Source organism: Geodermatophilus sp. TF02-6, assembly GCF_003319115.1.
In the GTDB taxonomy this organism is placed as follows: domain Bacteria; phylum Actinomycetota; class Actinomycetes; order Mycobacteriales; family Geodermatophilaceae; genus Geodermatophilus.
Genome location: NZ_QOHF01000003.1, coordinates 233,718 through 250,975, shown reverse-complemented (window position 1 = coordinate 250,975; position 17,258 = coordinate 233,718). Strand labels below are relative to the sequence as shown.

The window sequence follows — 17,258 nt, the reverse complement described above, 5'->3', positions numbered from 1 at the left end:
GCCCCTCTGCAGGGGCCCTTCTCCGAACGGTGGGGGCAGGGGCGGCCCCTCTGCAGGGGCCCTTCTCCGAACCGTGGGGGCAGGGGCGGCCCCTCTGCAGGGGCCCGCCGTGAGCTTGCGAACGGTGGGGGGCAGAGGGGTCCTTCTAGGATCGAACGGTGCCGCCGACGCTCACCGCCACCGACCGCCCGCTCGAGAAGCTCTCCGCCGACGCCGTCGTCGTCGGCGTCGGCAAGGGAGCCGACGGCCCGCTGCCCACCCCCGGTGCGGAGGCCGTCGACCGGCTGCTCGGTGGCCGGCTGCTGCCGGCGCTGGCCGACCTCGGTGCCCGCGGCGCGGAGGACGAGGTCACCCGGGTCGCCAGCCTCGGCCAGGGGCCCTTCCCCGTCGTCGCCGCCGTCGGCCTCGGAGCCCCGCAGCCGGGCGGCGGGTACGCCGCCGAGGCGGTGCGCCGGGCCGCCGGCGCCGCCAGTCGGGCGCTGTCCGGCCGCCGCTCCGTGGTCAGCCTGCTGGCCGCGGTCGGCGGAACGCCGGACGAGCAGCGCCTGCACGCGGTGGGCGAGGGCAGCCTGCTCGGCGCCTACGAGTTCACTGCGTACAAGTCCGACCTCGACGGCCGGCCCACCCCGCCGCGGGAGTTCACCGTCGTCGTCCCCGACGCCGGCGACGCCCGCCCGGCGCTCGCCCGTGTCCGTGCGGTCGCCGACGCGGTCGCGCTCGTCCGCGACCTGGTCAACACCCCGCCCAACGACCTCCACCCCGCCGAGCTCGCCGAGCGCGGTGCGGCCGCCGGGAAGAAGGCCGGACTCAAGGTCGAGGTCCTCGACGAGGACGCCCTGGCCGCCGGCGGCTACGGCGGCATCCTCGCCGTCGGCGGCGGCTCGGTGCGGGGACCCCGGCTGCTGCGGCTGACCTACACCGGCAAGAAGGCGCAGAAGAAGATCGCCCTGGTCGGCAAGGGGATCACGTTCGACAGCGGTGGCCTGTCGATCAAGCCGGCGCAGAACATGCACCACATGACCAGCGACATGGCCGGCGCGGCGGCGGTCATCGCCACCGTCTGCCTCGTCGCCGAGCTCGGCCTGCCGGTCGAGGTCACCGCCACCGTGCCGATCGCCGAGAACCTGCCCAGCGGCAGCGCCTACCGCCCGGCCGACGTGGTCACCTTCCGCAACGGCAAGAAGGCCGAGATCACCAACACCGACGCCGAGGGCCGCGTCATCCTGGCCGACGCCATCGCCCGCGCCGCCGAGGACTCCCCCGACGCCCTGCTGGAGACCTCCACCCTCACCGGCGCGCAGCTGGTGGCCCTGGGCTCGCGCACCGCCGGGGTCATGGGCAGCGACGAGCTGCGCGACGCGGTCGTGGCCGCCGCCGGTCGCAGCGGCGAGCCGATGTGGCCGATGCCCATGCCGGCCGAGCTGCGCCGCGGGCTGGACTCACCGGTCGCCGACTTCGTCAACGCCAACGCCGACCGGATGGGCGGCATGCTCGTCGGCGCGCACTTCCTGGCCGAGTTCGTGCCGGCCGGCCTGCCGTGGGCGCACATCGACATCGCCGGCCCGAGCTACAACACCGGCGCGCCGTGGGGCTACACGCCCAAGGGTGGGACCGGCGTCCCGGTGCGGACCCTCCTGGCCACCATCGAGGACCTCGTCGCGGGCTGATCCCCGCGAGCACGCCCGCGGACCTGCACCGGCGCGGGTCCGCGGGCGTGCTCCGGACCGTCCTCAGCCGAGCCGGTCGGTGCGCTGCCGGGCGTTCCACTCCCGCATGCGCTGTGGATAGCCGGTGACCTGCGCGTCGTAGACGGGGACACCGAGGTCGCGGGACAGCCGGCGGGCGGTGCCCGGGCCGTCGATCCGGCGCCGCGTCCACTCGCCGTCGGCGGCCACCAGCACGATGGTGGTCTCGGTGACCGCCGTCCGCGGCTCGACGTACCCCTCGACCCCACGGCGGGTGGCGACGAACTGCTCGAGGTGGGTGAGGTCGGCGCGCCCGGCCCCGCGGTCGAGGGTGCCGCGCCCGGGCGCCCGCCGCCGTCGCCTCCACAGCCCCATGCCCGCTCCCGTCCTGCCGGTCGCGGTCGCGTCCGCGACGTCCGCGCTGGCAACGGTGCTCGCCGCTTCCGCGTTCCCGGAGTGGCAGGATGGGCGCGGACCACCCGCCGCCCGTGGAGACGAGCGGGACCACTGCACCCGAGGAGATCTCGTGAGCGCACCCACCTCGCCCGCCGACCTGGTCATCCTCGGTGGTGGCTCGGGTGGCTACGCCGCCGCGCTGCGGGCCGCCGAGCTGGGCATGTCCGTCGTCCTCATCGAGCGGGACAAGGTCGGGGGCACCTGCCTGCACCGCGGCTGCATCCCCACCAAGGCGCTGCTGCACAGCGGCGAGATCGCCGACAACGCTCGCGAGGGCGAGCAGTTCGGCGTCAAGACGTCGTTGGCCGGCATCGACATGGACGGCGTCAACGCCTACAAGGACGGCGTCATCTCCCGGCTCTACAAGGGCCTTCAGGGCCTGGTCAAGAGCCGCAAGATCCACTACGTGGAGGGTGAGGGCCGACTGGTCTCCCCCACCGCGGTCGAGGTGAACGGGCAGCGCTACGAAGGCCGGCACGTGCTGCTGGCCACCGGCTCCTACGCCCGCACCCTGCCCGGGATCGAGATCGACGGCACCAAGGTCATCACCAGCGACCACGCGCTCAACCTCGACCGCGTGCCGACCTCGGCGATCATCCTCGGCGGCGGCGTGATCGGCTGTGAGTTCGCCAGCGCCTGGAAGTCCTTCGGCGTCGACGTGACCATCGTCGAGGCCTTCCCCCACCTCGTCCCGCTGGAGGACGAGTCCTCCTCCAAGTTGCTCGAGCGCGCGTTCCGCCGCCGGAAGATCAACTTCGAGCTGGGCAACAAGGTCTCCGGTGTCGAGACCACCGCGGACGGCGTCAAGGTGAAGCTGGAGAACGGCAAGGAGTTCGAGGCCGAGCTCGTGCTCGTCGCCGTCGGCCGCGGCCCGGTCAGTCAGGGCCTGGGCTACGAGGAGGTCGGGGTCGCGATGGAGCGCGGCTACGTGCTCGTCGACGAGTACTGCCGCACCAACGTGCCGACCATCTCCGCCGTCGGCGACCTCGTCCCCACCCTGCAGCTGGCGCACGTCGGCTTCGGGGAGGGCATCCTCGTCGCCGAGCGGCTGGCCGGGCTCGACCCGGCACCGATCGACTACGCCGGCGTGCCGCGGATCACCTACTCCGAGCCCGAGGTCGCCTCGGTCGGCCTGACCGAGGCGCAGGCCAAGGAGCGCTACGGCGAGGTCAAGACCCTCACCTACGACCTCGGCGGCAACGGCCGCAGCCAGATCCTCAAGACGCAGGGCGCGGTGAAACTGGTGCAGGCGGTCGACGGCCCGGTGGTGGGCGTGCACATGGTCGGCAGCCGGGTCGGTGAGCTCATCGCCGAGGCCCAGCTCATCTACAACTGGGAGGCCGAGCCGGACGACGTGGCCAGCCTCATCCACCCGCACCCGACGCAGAGCGAGGCCGTCGGCGAGGCGCACCTGGCCCTGGCCGGCAAGCCCCTGCACGTGCACGGCTGACCCGCACCGTCCCCACCCCCAGAGCCAGAAGGAGCCCTGCCCCGATGCCGACGTCCGTCACCATGCCCGCCCTGGGCGAGAGCGTCACCGAGGGCACGGTCACCCGATGGCTCAAGCAGGAGGGTGAACAGGTCGAGGTCGACGAGCCGCTCCTCGAGGTCTCCACCGACAAGGTCGACACCGAGATCCCCTCGCCGGCCGCCGGCGTGCTCTCCAAGATCCTGGTCGCGGAGGACGAGACCGTCGAGGTCGGCGCCGAGCTGGCGGTCATCGGCGGGGACGGCGGCGGCGGCGCACCGGCCGGCGGCGCGGGCACGGCAGCCGCCGAGGCGCCGGCCGCCGAGCCCGCGCCCGAGCCGCAGCCGACTGCGCAGCCGGAACCGGCCGCCGCGGCGCCGTCCGCCGGCTCCGGTGACGTCGAGGGGACGCCGGTGACCATGCCGGCGCTGGGTGAGAGCGTCACCGAGGGCACGGTCACCCGATGGTTGAAGTCGGTCGGCGACGAGGTGACCGCCGACGAACCGCTGCTCGAGGTCTCCACCGACAAAGTCGACACCGAGATCCCGGCGCCGGCATCGGGCACCCTGCTGTCGATCGCGGTGAACGAGGACGAGACCGTCGAGGTCGGCACGCGACTCGCGGTCATCGGCTCCCCCACCGCGGGTGGCGGCGCCGCGGCGGCGCCCGCGCCATCCGCTCCGGCGCAGCAGGAGGCCCCTGCCCAGCAGCAGGCCCCGTCCCCGGCGGCCCCGGCGCAGGCGACGGCTCCGACTCCGCAGGCCGACCCCACCCCGCAGCGCGCCCAGCCGGCCTCCCAGCAGCCGGGCGCCGACTACGGCTCCAGCGGGGTGCTGCCGGCGACGTCGCCCACGTCCGCCCCCTCCCCGGCCGAGGCGGTGGCCCCCCAGGCACCCGCACCCGCGCCGGCCACCGGTGGCGACGGCGGCGGCCAGTACGTCACGCCGCTGGTGCGCCGGCTGGCAGCCGAGCACGGCGTCGACCTCTCCACCGTCACAGGCACCGGCGTCGGCGGGAGGATCCGCAAGCAGGACGTCCTTGCCGCCGCCGAGGAGGCCCCGGCCCCGGCCCCGGCCCCGACGCCCGCACCCGCAGCTGCCGCTCCGGCGGCCGCCGCGGCCGAGCGGACGGCGCCCACCCCCTCGCCGGCGGCGCAGCCCGACACCTCGCTGCGCGGTCGCACCGAGAAGCTCTCCCGGCTGCGCACCGTCATCGCCCGCCGGATGGTCGAGTCGCTGGCGGTCAGCGCTCAGCTGACCACGGTCGTCGAGGCCGACATCACCGCGATCGCGCGGCTGCGTGACCGGGCCAAGCGGGACTTCGAGGCCCGGGAGAGCGTCAAGCTGTCGTTCCTGCCGTTCTTCGCCAAGGCGGCGGTCGAGGCGCTCAAGGCCCACCCGGCCGTGAACTCCTCGATCGACCTCGAGGCCGGCACGGTGACCTACCACGACTCGGAGAACCTGGGCATCGCGGTGGACACCGAGCGGGGGCTGCTGGTCCCGGTCATCCGCGACGCCGGGGACCTCAGCCTGGGCGGGCTGGCCCGCAAGATCGCCGACCTGGCCGAGCGGACGCGTACGAACAAGGTCACCCCCGACGAGCTCGGTGGCGGCACCTTCACGCTGACCAACACCGGCAGCCGCGGCGCGCTGTTCGACACGCCGATCATCAACCAGCCGCAGGTCGCCATCCTCGGCACCGGCTCGGTGGTCAAGCGCCCGGTCGTCGTCCAGGACCCGAACCTGGGTGAGGTCATCGCGGTCCGGTCGATGGTCTACCTGGCGCTGACCTACGACCACCGGATCGTCGACGGCGCCGACGCCGCCCGCTTCCTCACCACGGTGCGGCAGCGGCTGGAGGGCGGGCAGTTCCACGGCGAGCTCGGCCTCGCCTGATCCGCACCGATCGGGGCCCCGGCGACGGCCGGGGCCCCGATCGCGTCCTTTGCTGTCCGGTCCCGTGCCGTCGGGAGGAGATCCATGAAGGTCGCGGTCACCGGTTCCTCCGGACTGATCGGGTCCCGCCTGACACCGGTCCTGCGCGCCCACGGGCACGAGGTGCTGCGACTGGTCCGACGGACGCCGCGCACCACCGACGAGCACCGCTGGGACCCGCAGCACCACCGGATCGACCCGGCGCTGCTGGCCGACGTCGACGCGGTGGTGAACCTGGCCGGGACACCGATCCGGCCGAGGCCCTTCACCGCCGCGTACAAGGACCAGCTGCGCTCCAGCCGGCTGGACAGCACCGCCACCGTGAGCGCCGCACTGGCCACCGCGGCGACGGCCGACCCGCAGCGCCCCCGGGTGCTGCTGTCGGCCTCGGCCGTCGGGTACTACGGCGACACCGGCGACCGGGTCGTCGACGAGACTGCACCGCCGGGTACGGACTTCCTGGCCCGGCTGTGCGTCGAGTGGGAGGCCGCCACGCGGCCGGCCGAGGAGGCCGGGGTCCGGGTGGTCCACCTGCGCACCGGCCTGGTGGTGGACCGGGACGCGATGCTCGTGCGCATCCTCGGCCTGGTCTTCCGGGCCGGCCTCGGGGGCCGGGTGGGGTCGGGCCGGCAGTACTGGCCCTGGGTCAGCCTGGACGACGAGGTCGCGGCCATCCGCTTCCTGCTCACCACCGACCTCTCCGGCCCGGTGGACCTCACCGCGCCCGTTCCCGTGACCAACGCCGAGTTCGTGCAGCACCTGGCCCGGGCGGTGCACCGGCCCGCCGTCCTCCCCGTCCCCGGCCCGGTCCTGTCCCTGGTCCTGGGCGAGTTCGCCCGGTCGAGCGTGCTGGCCGGTCAGCGGGCCGTGCCGGCCGTGCTGGAGCGAGCCGGGTTCACCTGGACCCACCCCGACCTCGACGACGCGCTGCGGGTGGCGCTCCAGCGCCCCTGACGTCGGCCCCACGGCCTCGGGCCGCGTCACGGGATCCGCTCGGCCGCCTCGATGCGCCACCCGCCCTCGGTCTCGACCAGCGTCATCCGCACCTCCGCCTGCCCACGGCCGTCGACGGAACGCAGCGCCGGGCCGTCGAGGGCCGCCACCGGCACCACCTCGTACGCCGGCCAGCTGTCCACCACCCGCAGGGTCACCCGTCCCTGCTCCGCCCCGCCGTCGACCACGGCGGCGCTGACCACCGCCGGCGTGAAGCCGCGCAGCCGCTCCCCCGCGGCCACGAGGGCCGACACGCCCTCCTGGTCGGCGGCCAGCAGGGGGCTGCCCGCGGCGTGCACGTCGGCCAGCGCCCGTGGAGCGCCGGTGCAGAAGGCGACGGCCCGGCGCTCGTAGAGCTCGGTGAGCCGGGCGGTCCAGTCGGCGGCCCGGTCCGGCTCCGACCCGGAGCCGTCCCCTGCCGACTCCGACACGGCGGCTCCCGGGCCTGCCGTCGGGCGCGGCACACCGGCTGCGCGGTCGGCCAGTTCCGCAGCGGGCTCGGCGACCGGTGCCGCGGGCGCCGTCCACCGGCCGCCGAGCCACACCACCGCGGTGAGGACGGCGGCCGCGGCCGTCAGGGCACCGGCCCAGCGCAGCAGCGGTCGTGCTGCTGCGGCCCGGGCCCGGCCTCTCCCCGCCGGCTCGGGCTCCTCCGGAGGCCGGCGGTGCCGTCCGGGCACCTGGTGGGTCAGCTCGGTCCGGAGCCCCCGGCCGGTGCGCCCCAGCTCCTCGTCGGGCACGCCCGGTCGTGGCAGCCGCACCGGCTCGGGCCGGCAGGCGTGCCGCAGGTCGAGGGCGAACGCCGCCGCGGATCCGCGTTCGTGCGGATCGGGCGACAGGCCACGGGCGACGACGGCCAGCAGGTCCGCCGGAGCCTCCGGCGCGAGCTCGGCGAGGTCGGGCACCGGGCCCTCGGCGGCGATGCGCAGCGTGTCAGCAGGGGTCGCGGCGTTCCAGGGGGCGATGCCGGTGAGCGCGTGGAACGCCGCGGCCGCCACCCCGAACACGTCCGAGGCGGGCCCGGGTGCGCCGCCGCGGGCCACCGTCGGGTCGACGTAGGCCGGGGTCACCTCCCCCGCGGCGCTCTCCCCGAGGACCCGAGCCACCCCCAGGTCGGTGAGCACCGGCCGCCCCTCGGCGGTGAAGACGATGTTGCCGGGTGAGAGGTCGCCGTGGACCACCCCGCGCTCGTGGGCGTGCGCCAGGGCAGCCGCCACGGGAGCGGTGGCGGTGACCACCTCGCCCGGGCGCAGCCGCCCACGTCGGGCGAGCAGCGCGGCGAGGCTGCCGCCGGGCAGCAGGTCGAGCACCAGGGCCACCCGCGGCTGCCCACCCCGGCGCGGCTGGTGAACCACCTCGTGCAGGCGGACCAGGTGCGGGTGGTCGAGCTCCCCGAGCAGGGCGGCCTCACGGGCCTGCCGCTCCGGGTCGCCGGCGACGAGCAGCTTGACCGCCACCGGCGGACCGCCCGCCCGGGGCACCGCCCGCCACACCTCCCCGGACCCGCCGCGGCCCAGCAGCTGCTCCAGCCGGTAGCCGGGGACGACGGGCGCGGGAGGGGACGCGGGCACGGACGTCGGCATGGCGGGCACCGTAGAGCTCCTGTCGGCCGTCCCGCCGGCGTCGTCCACAGGCGGCGTCCCCATCCACAGCCGCCGCACCGGACGGGTGCACGGCGGCCGCGCGGCCTAGGTTCGGTGCCATGCCGCTCCCCGCTCGTGCCGAGGTCGTGGTCGTCGGAGCCGGGCTGGCCGGGCTGTCGGCGGCCGTGCGGCTGGTCGCCGCCGGCTGCGACGTCCACCTCGTGGAGGCCGGGCAGTACACGGGCGGCCGGCTGGCCACCGAGCGGATCGACGGCTTCGTCGTCGACCGGGGCTTCCAGGTGCTCAACACCGGCTACCCGCGCGCCGCCGACCTCGACCTGCCCGCTCTCGACCTCGGCTGGTTCTGGCCCGGCGCCGTGGTGCGGGTCGGCGGCCGTGCGCACCGGGTCGTCGACCCGCGCCGACGGCCGTCGGCGGCCCTGGACACGCTGCGCGCCCCGATCGGCTCCCCGCTGCACAAGGCGGCCATCGCCGCATACTCCGTCCGGGCGGCCTACGCGCCGGTCGACCGGTTGCTCCGGGCGCCCGAGACCACCGCCGAGCAACGGCTGCGGGCGGCCGGGGTCGGCGACGCCGCGCTCGAGCGGTTCTTCCGGCCGTTCCTGGCCGGAGTGCTGCTGGAGGACCGGCTGGAGACCTCCAGCCGGTACCTCGACCTGCTCTGGCGCAGCTTCGCCCGCGGACCCATCGGGCTGCCCGCCCGGGGCATGCAGTCCGTGGGCGAGCAGCTGGCGGCCCGCGTCGGCGCGGACCGCGTGCACCTGGGGGTCCGGGTCACCGCCGTGCGCGGCGGTGCGGTCACCACCGACAGCGGCGGCGTGCGCGCGGACGCGGTCGTCGTCGCCACCGACCCGGACACGGCCGCCGCGCTCGTCCCCGGCGTGGCGGCGTCGGCGCCCCGGCAGGTCACGACGCACCTGCACGTGCTGCCGGCCTCCCCGAGCGGCGACCCGCTCATCGTGCTCGGTTCACCCGGCGGACGGCTGGTCAACAGCGTCGTCCTCACCGACGCCCAACCCGCCTACAGCCCCGACCGGCGGGCCCTGGTGGCCAGCTCGAGCCTCGCCCCCACGCGTGAGGACGAGGTGCGCGCCGAGGTCGCCGCGCTGCACGGGGTCGGCGCCGGCGACCTGGAACACCTGACGTCGGTCACCGTGCCCGGAGCCCAGCCGGCCGCCGTCCCGCCGCTGCGACTGCGGCAGCCGGTCGACCTCGGCGGCGGGCTCTACGTCGCCGGCGACCACCGCGACACCCCGTCCATCCAGGGGGCCATGGCCAGCGGGGCGAGAGCCGCCCGCGCCGTCCTGCGCGCCGTGCGTCCCGGCCTGCGCGGAGCTGCGTGACCGTGCCCGCCACCGCGCCGACCATCCTGGCCACCAGCATCGGCTTCGACTCGCGCGGCCGGGGCCCCTACGACTGGGCGCCCGGGCCGGTCTTCGACCTCGCCGTCGAGCTGGCGGGCGCACCGCAGCGGCCGCGGCTGTGCTACCTGGGGACGGCCACGGGCGACGACCCGGTGCGGGTGGCCGGCGTCTACGGCGCCTTCGCGGGCAGCGCGGTACAGGTCAGTCACCTCAGCCTGTTCCCGATGCCCACGGTGCCCGACGTGCGCGCGCACCTGCTGGCCCAGGACGTCGTGTGGGTGGGCGGTGGCAGCGTGGCCAACCTGCTGGCGGTCTGGCGGGTGCACGGCCTGGACGAGGTGTTCCGGGAGGTCTGGACGGCCGGGGTGGTGCTCGGCGGGGTGTCGGCCGGGTCGCTGTGCTGGCACGTCGGGGGGACGACGGACTCCTACGGCCCCGAGCTGCGGCCGGTCACCGACGGGCTGGGGTTGATCCCGGCCTCCAACGGCGTCCACTTCGACAGCGAGGAGCAGCGCCGCCCGCTCTACCACCGCCTCGTCGCCGACGGCACGCTGCCGCCCGGGCACGCCACCGACGACGGCGTCGGGCTGGTCTACCGGAGCACCGACCTGGTCGAGGCCGTGGCCGACCGGCCGGGCAGGGCCGCCTACCGGGTCGAGCGGGGCCCGGACGGCGCCGCGGTGGAGACCCGCATCGAGCCGCGCCGGCTGCGCTGAGCGGCCCCGTCCTCCCCACCCCTCGCACGCTCGGGGCGGTGCCCCGGACGGGGCCTAGGCTGGACCGGGTGGCCGCACCCGAGGAGCGTGTCGCCGGGAGCACCAGCGCGAGCGAGGAGCACACGTGACCGACCTGCAGGTACTCCGCCTGAGCACCGTCGACTACGAGCGAGCCTGGGCCCGGCAGCGTGAGCTGCACGCCGCCCGCGTCGCCGGCGAGGGCCCCGACACGCTGCTGCTGCTCGAGCACCCGTCGGTCTACACCGCCGGCAAGCGGACCGAGCCGCACGAGCGCCCCCAGGACGGCACGCCGGTGGTCGACGTCGACCGCGGCGGGAAGATCACCTGGCACGGGCCGGGTCAGCTGGTCGGGTACCCGATCGTCGCGCTGCCCGCCCCGGTGGACGTCGTCGCGCACGTCCGCCGGCTGGAAGAGGCGCTGATGGAGGTCTGCGCCGGGTTCGGCGTCGCCACCCTGCGGGTCGAGGGCCGCAGCGGCGTGTGGGTGGCGGCCGACGAGCCGGGCCCGGCCAGCCGGTTCCGTCCCGAGCGCAAGATCGCCGCGATCGGCGTGCGGGTCGCCCGCGGGGTCACGATGCACGGCTTCGCGCTCAACTGCGACCCCGACCTGGCCGCCTTCGGGGCGATCGTCCCGTGCGGCATCGCCGACGCCGGCGTCACCTCGCTGTCGGCCGAACTGGGCCGCGACGTGACCGTCGCCGAGGTGATCGACGCGGTCGAGGCGGCGGTGCGGCGCGTGCTGGCTCCGCAGCCCGCCACCGTCTGACCGGTGTCGCGCCCAGTGGGCCCGCAGGGGTCCGCGCAGGCGTGACGGAACGGCTCAGCACGACGGCCTCCTGCAGAGTCCCGCCGCGAGCTTGCGAGCGGTGGGGGGCAGGGGGCTCTTTGTCAGCCGACGACGAAGTTGACCAGCCGGCCGGGGACGGCGACCACGCGGCGCACCGTCCTGCCGGCCAGGTGCCCGGCCACCTTCTCGTCGGCGCGGGCGGCGGCCTCCAGCGCGGCGGCGTCGGCGTCCGCCGGCACGGTGACCTGTGCCCGCACCTTGCCGTTGACCTGGACGGCGACCTGCACGGTGTCCTCGACCAGCCAGCGCTCGTCGGCCACCGGGAACGGGTGCCAGGCCAGCGACCGGCTGTGGCCCAGGCGCGACCACAGCTCCTCGGCGATGTGCGGGGCCAGCGGCGCCACCATCAGCACCAGCGGCTCGGCCACGGACCGCGGCACGGGCCGGTCGGCGCCGTAGGCGGACGTCAGGTGGTTGGTCAGCTCGGTGATCCGGGCGACCGCGATGTTGAACCGCAGGGTCGCCATCCCGTCGCGGACGCCTGCGATCGTCCGGTGCAGCGCCCGCAGGGTGTCCTCGTCCGGTTCGACGTCGGCCGCCCGGGCAACGCCCGACGACTCGTCGACGACCACCCGCCAGATCCGTTGCAGCAGCCGCTGGGAGCCGACGACGGCCTTGGTCTCCCACGGCCGCGACTGCTCCAGCGGCCCGGTCGACATCTCGTAGACCCGGAAGGTGTCGGCCCCGTAGGCGCCGATCATCTCGTCGGGCGTGACCATGTTCTTGAGGCTCTTGCCGATCTTCCCGTACTCGCGGTTGACCGGCCGGCCCTGGAAGAAGAACCGCCCGTCGCGCTCCTCCACCTCGGCGGCGGGCACGTAGAAGCCCCGCTCGTCGGTGTAGGCGTAGGCGGAGATGTAGCCCTGGTTGACCAGCCGGCGGAACGGCTCCTCGCTGGACACGTAGCCCAGGTCGAAGAGCACCTTGTGCCAGAACCGGGCGTACAGCAGGTGCAGCACGGCGTGTTCCATGCCGCCCACGTACAGGTCGACGCCGCCGACGTCCCCGGGCTCGCGCGGCCCCAGCCAGTAGCGCTCGTTGTCCGGGTCGACCATGCGCCGGTCGTCGTCGGGGTCGATGTAGCGCAGGTAGTACCAGCACGAGCCGGCCCAGTTGGGCATCGTGTTGGTCTCGCGGCGGTACTTCTTCGGGCCCTCGCCCAGGTCGAGCTCGACCGTCGTCCAGTCGGTGACCCGGGACAGCGGCGGCTCGGGCGCGGACTCGGCGTCGTCGTCGGCGAAGGTCTTCGGCGAGTAGTCGTCGACGTCCGGTAGCAGCACCGGCAGCATCGACTCCGGGACGGCGACCGGCAGGTCGTGCTCGTCGTAGACGACCGGGAACGGCTCGCCCCAGTACCGCTGCCGGCTGAACAGCCAGTCGCGCAGCTTGTAGGTGGTCGTCGCCTCGCCGGAGCCGTGCCGCACCAGCCACTCGGTGACCGTCGCGATCGCCGTCGCCCTGTCCAGCCCGTTCAGCGAGATGTCGTCGTTCGCCGAGTTGATCACCGGACCGGCGCCGGTCCACGCGCCGCCGGCGAAGTCCGCGGGCGGCTGCACGGTGCGGACGACGGGCAGCCCGAAGGCCTCGGCGAAGTCCCAGTCGCGGGTGTCCTCACCGGGCACCGCCATGATCGCGCCGGTGCCGTACCCGGTCAGCACGTAGTCGGCGACGAACACCGGCAGCTCGCGGCCGTTGACCGGGTTGACCGCGGTGACGCCCAGCCAGACGCCGGTCTTCTCCCGGTTCTCGTTCTGCCGGTCCAGCTCCGAGCGCCGCGACGCCTGCCGCTGGTAGGCGGTGACCGCCTCGCGGGGGGTGGCCTCCCCGCCGGTCCACCGCGGGTCGACGCCGGACGGCCAGGAGCCGGCGGTCAGCGCGTCGACCAGCGGGTGCTCGGGCGCCAGCACCACGTAGGTGGCGCCGAAGAGGGTGTCCGGCCGGGTGGTGAAGACCTCGATGGTCTGGTCGGCCGCGTCGTCCGCCCGCCCCGCCACCCCGACGGAGAAGCCGATCCGCGCGCCGGTCGAGCGGCCGATCCAGTTGCGCTGCATCTGCTTGACCGAGTCCGACCAGTCCAGCCGGTCCAGGTCGGCCAGCAGCCGCTCGGCGTAGGCGGTGATCCGCATCATCCACTGGGTCAGCGGACGCCGGAACACCGGGAAGTTGCCCCGCTCGGAGCGCCCGTCGGGGGTGACCTCCTCGTTGGACAGCACGGTGCCCAGACCCGGGCACCAGTTCACCGGCGCCTGGTGCAGGTAGGCCAGCCGGTGGGCGTCGACGACCCTGCGCCGCTCGACGTCGTCCAGCTCGGGCCACGGCCGGCCGGTCTCGTTGGTTCCGGGCGCGGGCTCTCGGGTCCCGGCGTCCAGCTCGGCGACCAGCTCGGCGATCGGGCGGGCGCGGCCGGCGTCGGCGTCGAACCAGGACCCGAAGATCTTCAGGAAGATCCACTGGGTCCACCTGTAGTAGCCCGGGTCGATCGTGGCGAAGGTCCGGCGCTCGTCGTGGTCGACGCCCAGCCGGCGCAGCTGCCCCCTGATCGCCGCGATGTTGGCCTCGGTGGTGGTGCGCGGGTGCTGCCCGGTCTGGACGGCGTACTGCTCGGCGGGCAGGCCGAAGGCGTCGTAGCCCATGGGGTGCAGCACGTTGTCGCCGTCCATCCGGCGGAACCGGCTGGTGGCGTCGGTGCCCAGGTAGCCCAGCGGGTGGCCGACGTGCAGGCCGGTGCCCGAGGGGTAGGGGAACATGTCCATCACGAAGAACTTGGGCCGGTCGGCGACCTCGTCGAACCCCTCGGAGAGGCGCCCGGTCGGGTTCGGGGTGTGGAACGTGCCCTCGCGCTCCCACCGGTCCTGCCACGCCAGCTCGATCTGCTGCGCCAGCGCCGGGGTGTACCGGTGCGGCGGGACCGCCCCGTCCGCGGCGCCGCCCGCCGTCTGCTCGACGTCGGGCCTGTCGGCCGTCTGGCTCATCGTTCGCGCTCCCAGGTCTGCGGTACCGGCGGCGGACAGCAAAAGACCCCTCACGCAGGAGGGGTCGCCGTGCTGACTGGAGGTGTCAGGTCAGCACGGCCGGGCGAGGAGGAGCCGCCTGGTCACCCGTCGAGCCTACCCCGTTCGGGCCGGCGGGCCGATCTCACCCGCGAGGGGCACTTCCCGGCGGTTCCCGGTGCAGAACGGGACCCGATCGGCCGAGACCGGTCGGGTGCGACGGGGACGGCGGGCGGTGACCGGGGCCGGACGCCGCTCCCGGTGGTACCTGGGCGCGACCCTCGCCGCCCTGGCGGCGTTCACCACCGGGGTGGCCGGGCGCCCGGACGGCGGTGCCTGGGCGGCCGTGTACGACGTCGTCCTCTACAACGCCGTCTTCGTCGGCGCGGCGCTCGTCTGTACCACCGCCGCGCGCCGGGCCCGTGCCGACCGGGTGGCGTGGTGGGCCCTGGCTTGCGCCCACGCGCTGGGCGTGGCCGGCAACCTCGTCTACACCCTGGTGGTCGCGAGGATGCCGGAGAAGCCGTTCCCGTCGGTCGCGGACGCCTTCTACCTCGCCCACCACCTGCCGCTGTACGTCGCCCTCGTGGCCCTGATCCGTGCCCGCGTGGCCCGCTTCCACGCGGGCGTCCGCCGGCGCGGTGACCTCCGGTCGCCCGCCGAGGCCGGCGACCTCGGCGGGCGGTGACGGCTCCGCGTTCGGGGTGTGCCGTCCGCGACGAACGGGCAGGATGACCGCCGAGACGATCAACCGGAGGTGCATCCCGTGGCCCGCAAGAAGACGCACGGCCAGATCATCGGCGAGGAGCTGCAGGAGGGCCTCGCCCACATCGAGGCGGCGCTGGCGGAGGCCGGCCGGGCGGCGGCCGAACAGCTGGCCCCGCGCGTCGAGGCCGCCCGCGAGGCGACCGGCCCGACCCTCGAGGCGGCGAAGCTGGCGGTGGTGCCCAGGATGGCGGCCGCGGCCGCGGTCGCGGCGCCGGCCGTCGAGACCGCCCGCGACACGCTCACCGCGCAGGTGGGAACCGCCCGCGACGCGCTCACCCCGCGGGTCGAGGCCGCCCGCGTCGCGCTCACCCCCCACGTCGAGGCTGCCCGCGAGGCCGCCGCGCCCCGGGTCTCCTCGGCGGTGACGGCCGCCCAGACGGCGGCCACCCGGGCCGCGGCCGACCTCGCGCCCCGGGTGGGAGCGGCCCGGAAGGCCCTGGGGGAGGACGTCGTCCCCCGGCTCACCGCCGCCCAGACCGCGGCCCTGACCTACGCGGTGCCGAAGGTGCTGGCCGCCCGCGAGACCGTCACCCCGGTGCTGGCGAGCACGCGGGAGTCGATCGCCGCGGGGCTGCACGGCGCCCTCGGCGAGCTCGACGTCCGGCGGCGGGAGCTCACCGCCACCACCGCCGGGGCGAGGAAGCAGGCCGCCGGGAGGCGCCGCGCCCTGACGAAGAAGGCGGCCAAGGCCGGCGGCAAGGCCCGGCGGAGGGTCGGTGCGCAGTCCGAGCCGCGGCGGTGGCCGTGGCTGGGCGCGTTCCTCGGCGCCGCCACCGTCGTCTTCGTGGTGCTGCGCCGCCGCCGCGGCACCGATGACCTGTGGTCCCCGGCCGTCGTCGGCGACGGCCCCGTCCCCAGTTACCGAGAGGATCCCGTGCCCACTCCACCGAACGACTCCGGCAAGACGGTCTCGACCGCCCAGACCACGCCCGGGGACGCCACACCCCCGGACACCGACCTCGGCGAGCAGCCGCAGCAGCTGGCCTACGGCGACGCGGAGAACGCCGCGACCCCCGGCACCGCGACGACCAGCCGGGACGACCCGGCGCTCGACACGGCCACGGCCTCGCCGACCGGCCAGCCGCAGACCGGCAGCGCCGGGATCGGCTCCGACGCCGACGACGAGCGCAACCCGGCGTCCTGACCCTGCACCGCCGCGCGGACGGCCGCGCCCGCCTCGACCGGGCGGGCGCGGCCGTCTGCCGGAGTACCGTGATCGACCGTGAGCGAGACGGTGGCCCCGACCCCTGCCTCTCCGGCGCCCCAGGGCCGCAGGCTGCTGCGCTTGGAGGTCCGCAACAGCCAGGTGCCGATCGAGCGCAAGCCCGAGTGGATCAAGACCCGGCTGCGGACCGGCCCGGAGTACACCGAGCTGAAGTCGCTGGTCCGCCGCGAGGGCCTGCACACCGTCTGCGAGGAGGCCGGCTGCCCCAACATCTACGAGTGCTGGGAGGACCGCGAGGCCACCTTCCTCATCGGCGGTGACCAGTGCACCCGCCGCTGCGACTTCTGCCAGATCGACACCGGCAAGCCGGCTGCCTTCGACGCCGACGAGCCGCGCCGGGTCGCCGAGAGCGTCGCGACGATGGGGCTGCGGTACGCGACCGTCACCGGTGTGGCGCGCGACGACCTGCCCGACGGCGGAGCGTGGCTGTACGCCGAGACCGTCCGGCAGATCCACGCCGCCGTCCCCGGCTGCGGGGTGGAGCTGCTCATCCCCGACTTCGACGCGGAGCCAGACCAGCTGGCCGAGGTCTTCTCCTCGCGGCCCGAGGTGCTGGCGCACAACGTCGAGACCGTGCCGCGCATCTTCCGCCGCATCCGCCCCGGCTTCCGCTTCGAGCGGTCGCTGTCGGTGCTCACCGCCGCTCGCGAGGCCGGGCTGGTGACCAAGTCCAACCTCATCCTCGGCATGGGCGAGGAGCCGCACGAGGTCGTCGAGACGATGCAGGCGCTGCACGACGCCGGCTGCGACCTGCTCACCATCACCCAGTACCTGCGGCCCTCACCGCGGCACCACCCGGTGGTGCGCTGGGTGAAGCCCGACGAGTTCATTGAGTTCCAGCGGACCGCCGAGGAGATCGGCTTCCCCGGCGTGCTGGCCGGGCCGCTGGTGCGCAGCTCCTACCGGGCCGGGCGGCTCTACCGGCAGGCCGTCGAGGCCCGCGGCCTGACCCGCTCGGTCTGAACGGCGCCGGGGTCGGCCACGGCCCTCCTGCAGGGTCCCGGCGCGGCCCCGTCCCGGGTCCCGCCCTGAGCCCTGACGGCCCCCTTGCAGGTAGAAGGACCTCGCCCCTCTCAACCCTCGCGAGCTCGGGCTGAGCCTCCGGGCGAGGCCAGCCTGCGAGTGGTGGGGGGCAAGGGGGTCCTTCATGGGGAGGACGGGGCCCTTCCACGGTGGGGGGCAGGAGG

At 75.4% G+C, this 17,258-nt stretch carries 13 protein-coding genes; 10 read left to right on the top strand and 3 right to left on the bottom strand.

Features of this window, described 5'->3' with window-relative positions; all coding sequences use genetic code 11:
• Positions 1–158 precede the first annotated feature (158 nt).
• Positions 159–1,667: a leucyl aminopeptidase gene (locus DQ238_RS04580; RefSeq protein ID WP_113780120.1), complete on the top strand. Its 1,509-nt coding sequence runs from the start codon at positions 159–161 to the stop codon at positions 1,665–1,667.
• A gap of 63 nt (positions 1,668–1,730) precedes the next feature.
• On the opposite strand, the gene DQ238_RS04575 is transcribed toward DQ238_RS04580, so the two are convergent.
• Positions 1,731–2,060: an oxidoreductase gene (locus tag DQ238_RS04575; RefSeq protein ID WP_113780119.1), complete on the bottom strand. Its 330-nt coding sequence runs from the start codon at positions 2,058–2,060 to the stop codon at positions 1,731–1,733.
• A gap of 151 nt (positions 2,061–2,211) precedes the next feature.
• On the opposite strand from DQ238_RS04575, the gene lpdA reads away from it, so the two are divergent.
• The 3 genes from lpdA to DQ238_RS04560 all read left to right on the top strand — a co-directional run bounded on the left by lpdA (position 2,212) and on the right by DQ238_RS04560 (position 6,497).
• A complete protein-coding gene (lpdA, locus tag DQ238_RS04570) occupies positions 2,212–3,591 on the top strand; it encodes a dihydrolipoyl dehydrogenase (RefSeq protein WP_113780118.1) in 1,380 nt (459 codons plus the stop codon).
• A gap of 44 nt (positions 3,592–3,635) precedes the next feature.
• On the top strand, positions 3,636–5,504 hold the full coding sequence (gene sucB, locus DQ238_RS04565; protein ID WP_113780117.1) for a 2-oxoglutarate dehydrogenase, E2 component, dihydrolipoamide succinyltransferase: 1,869 nt from the start codon (positions 3,636–3,638) through the stop codon (positions 5,502–5,504).
• A gap of 84 nt (positions 5,505–5,588) precedes the next feature.
• The gene (locus DQ238_RS04560; RefSeq protein WP_113780116.1) at positions 5,589–6,497 is read left to right on the top strand and encodes a TIGR01777 family oxidoreductase; all 909 of its coding nucleotides are present in this window, start codon (positions 5,589–5,591) and stop codon (positions 6,495–6,497) included.
• Positions 6,498–6,523: 26 nt separating this feature from the next.
• On the opposite strand, the gene DQ238_RS04555 is transcribed toward DQ238_RS04560, so the two are convergent.
• On the bottom strand, positions 6,524–8,119 hold the full coding sequence (locus tag DQ238_RS04555; RefSeq protein ID WP_199506131.1) for a serine/threonine-protein kinase: 1,596 nt from the start codon (positions 8,117–8,119) through the stop codon (positions 6,524–6,526).
• Between the two features lie 119 nt (positions 8,120–8,238).
• On the opposite strand from DQ238_RS04555, the gene DQ238_RS04550 reads away from it, so the two are divergent.
• The 3 genes from DQ238_RS04550 to lipB all read left to right on the top strand — a co-directional run bounded on the left by DQ238_RS04550 (position 8,239) and on the right by lipB (position 11,007).
• Positions 8,239–9,483 (top strand): NAD(P)/FAD-dependent oxidoreductase, encoded by a 1,245-nt coding sequence (locus DQ238_RS04550; protein ID WP_113780115.1) that lies wholly within the window; start codon positions 8,239–8,241, stop codon positions 9,481–9,483.
• Entirely contained in the window at positions 9,480–10,220 is a 741-nt protein-coding gene (locus tag DQ238_RS04545) for a peptidase E (protein WP_233495696.1), read from the top strand. The genes DQ238_RS04550 and DQ238_RS04545 overlap by 4 nt, the downstream gene beginning before the upstream one ends.
• Positions 10,221–10,344: 124 nt before the next feature.
• Positions 10,345–11,007 (top strand): lipoyl(octanoyl) transferase LipB, encoded by a 663-nt coding sequence (gene lipB / locus DQ238_RS04540; RefSeq protein WP_113780114.1) that lies wholly within the window; start codon positions 10,345–10,347, stop codon positions 11,005–11,007.
• 122 nt (positions 11,008–11,129) lie between these two features.
• Here lipB and leuS read toward each other — a convergent pair whose 3' ends face one another.
• Complete coding sequence (gene leuS / locus DQ238_RS04535; protein WP_113780113.1) at positions 11,130–14,060, bottom strand: leucine--tRNA ligase; 2,931 nt, start codon at positions 14,058–14,060, stop codon at positions 11,130–11,132.
• Between the two features lie 253 nt (positions 14,061–14,313).
• On the opposite strand from leuS, the gene DQ238_RS04530 reads away from it, so the two are divergent.
• From DQ238_RS04530 to lipA, 3 genes are all read left to right on the top strand, one after another.
• On the top strand, positions 14,314–14,766 hold the full coding sequence (locus DQ238_RS04530; protein WP_113780112.1) for a hypothetical protein: 453 nt from the start codon (positions 14,314–14,316) through the stop codon (positions 14,764–14,766).
• A 78-nt stretch (positions 14,767–14,844) separates the two neighbouring features.
• A complete protein-coding gene (locus DQ238_RS04525; protein ID WP_113780111.1) occupies positions 14,845–15,990 on the top strand; it encodes a hypothetical protein in 1,146 nt (381 codons plus the stop codon).
• A 78-nt stretch (positions 15,991–16,068) separates the two neighbouring features.
• Complete coding sequence (gene lipA / locus DQ238_RS04520; protein ID WP_113780110.1) at positions 16,069–17,034, top strand: lipoyl synthase; 966 nt, start codon at positions 16,069–16,071, stop codon at positions 17,032–17,034.
• The last annotated feature ends 224 nt before the right edge of the window (positions 17,035–17,258 follow it).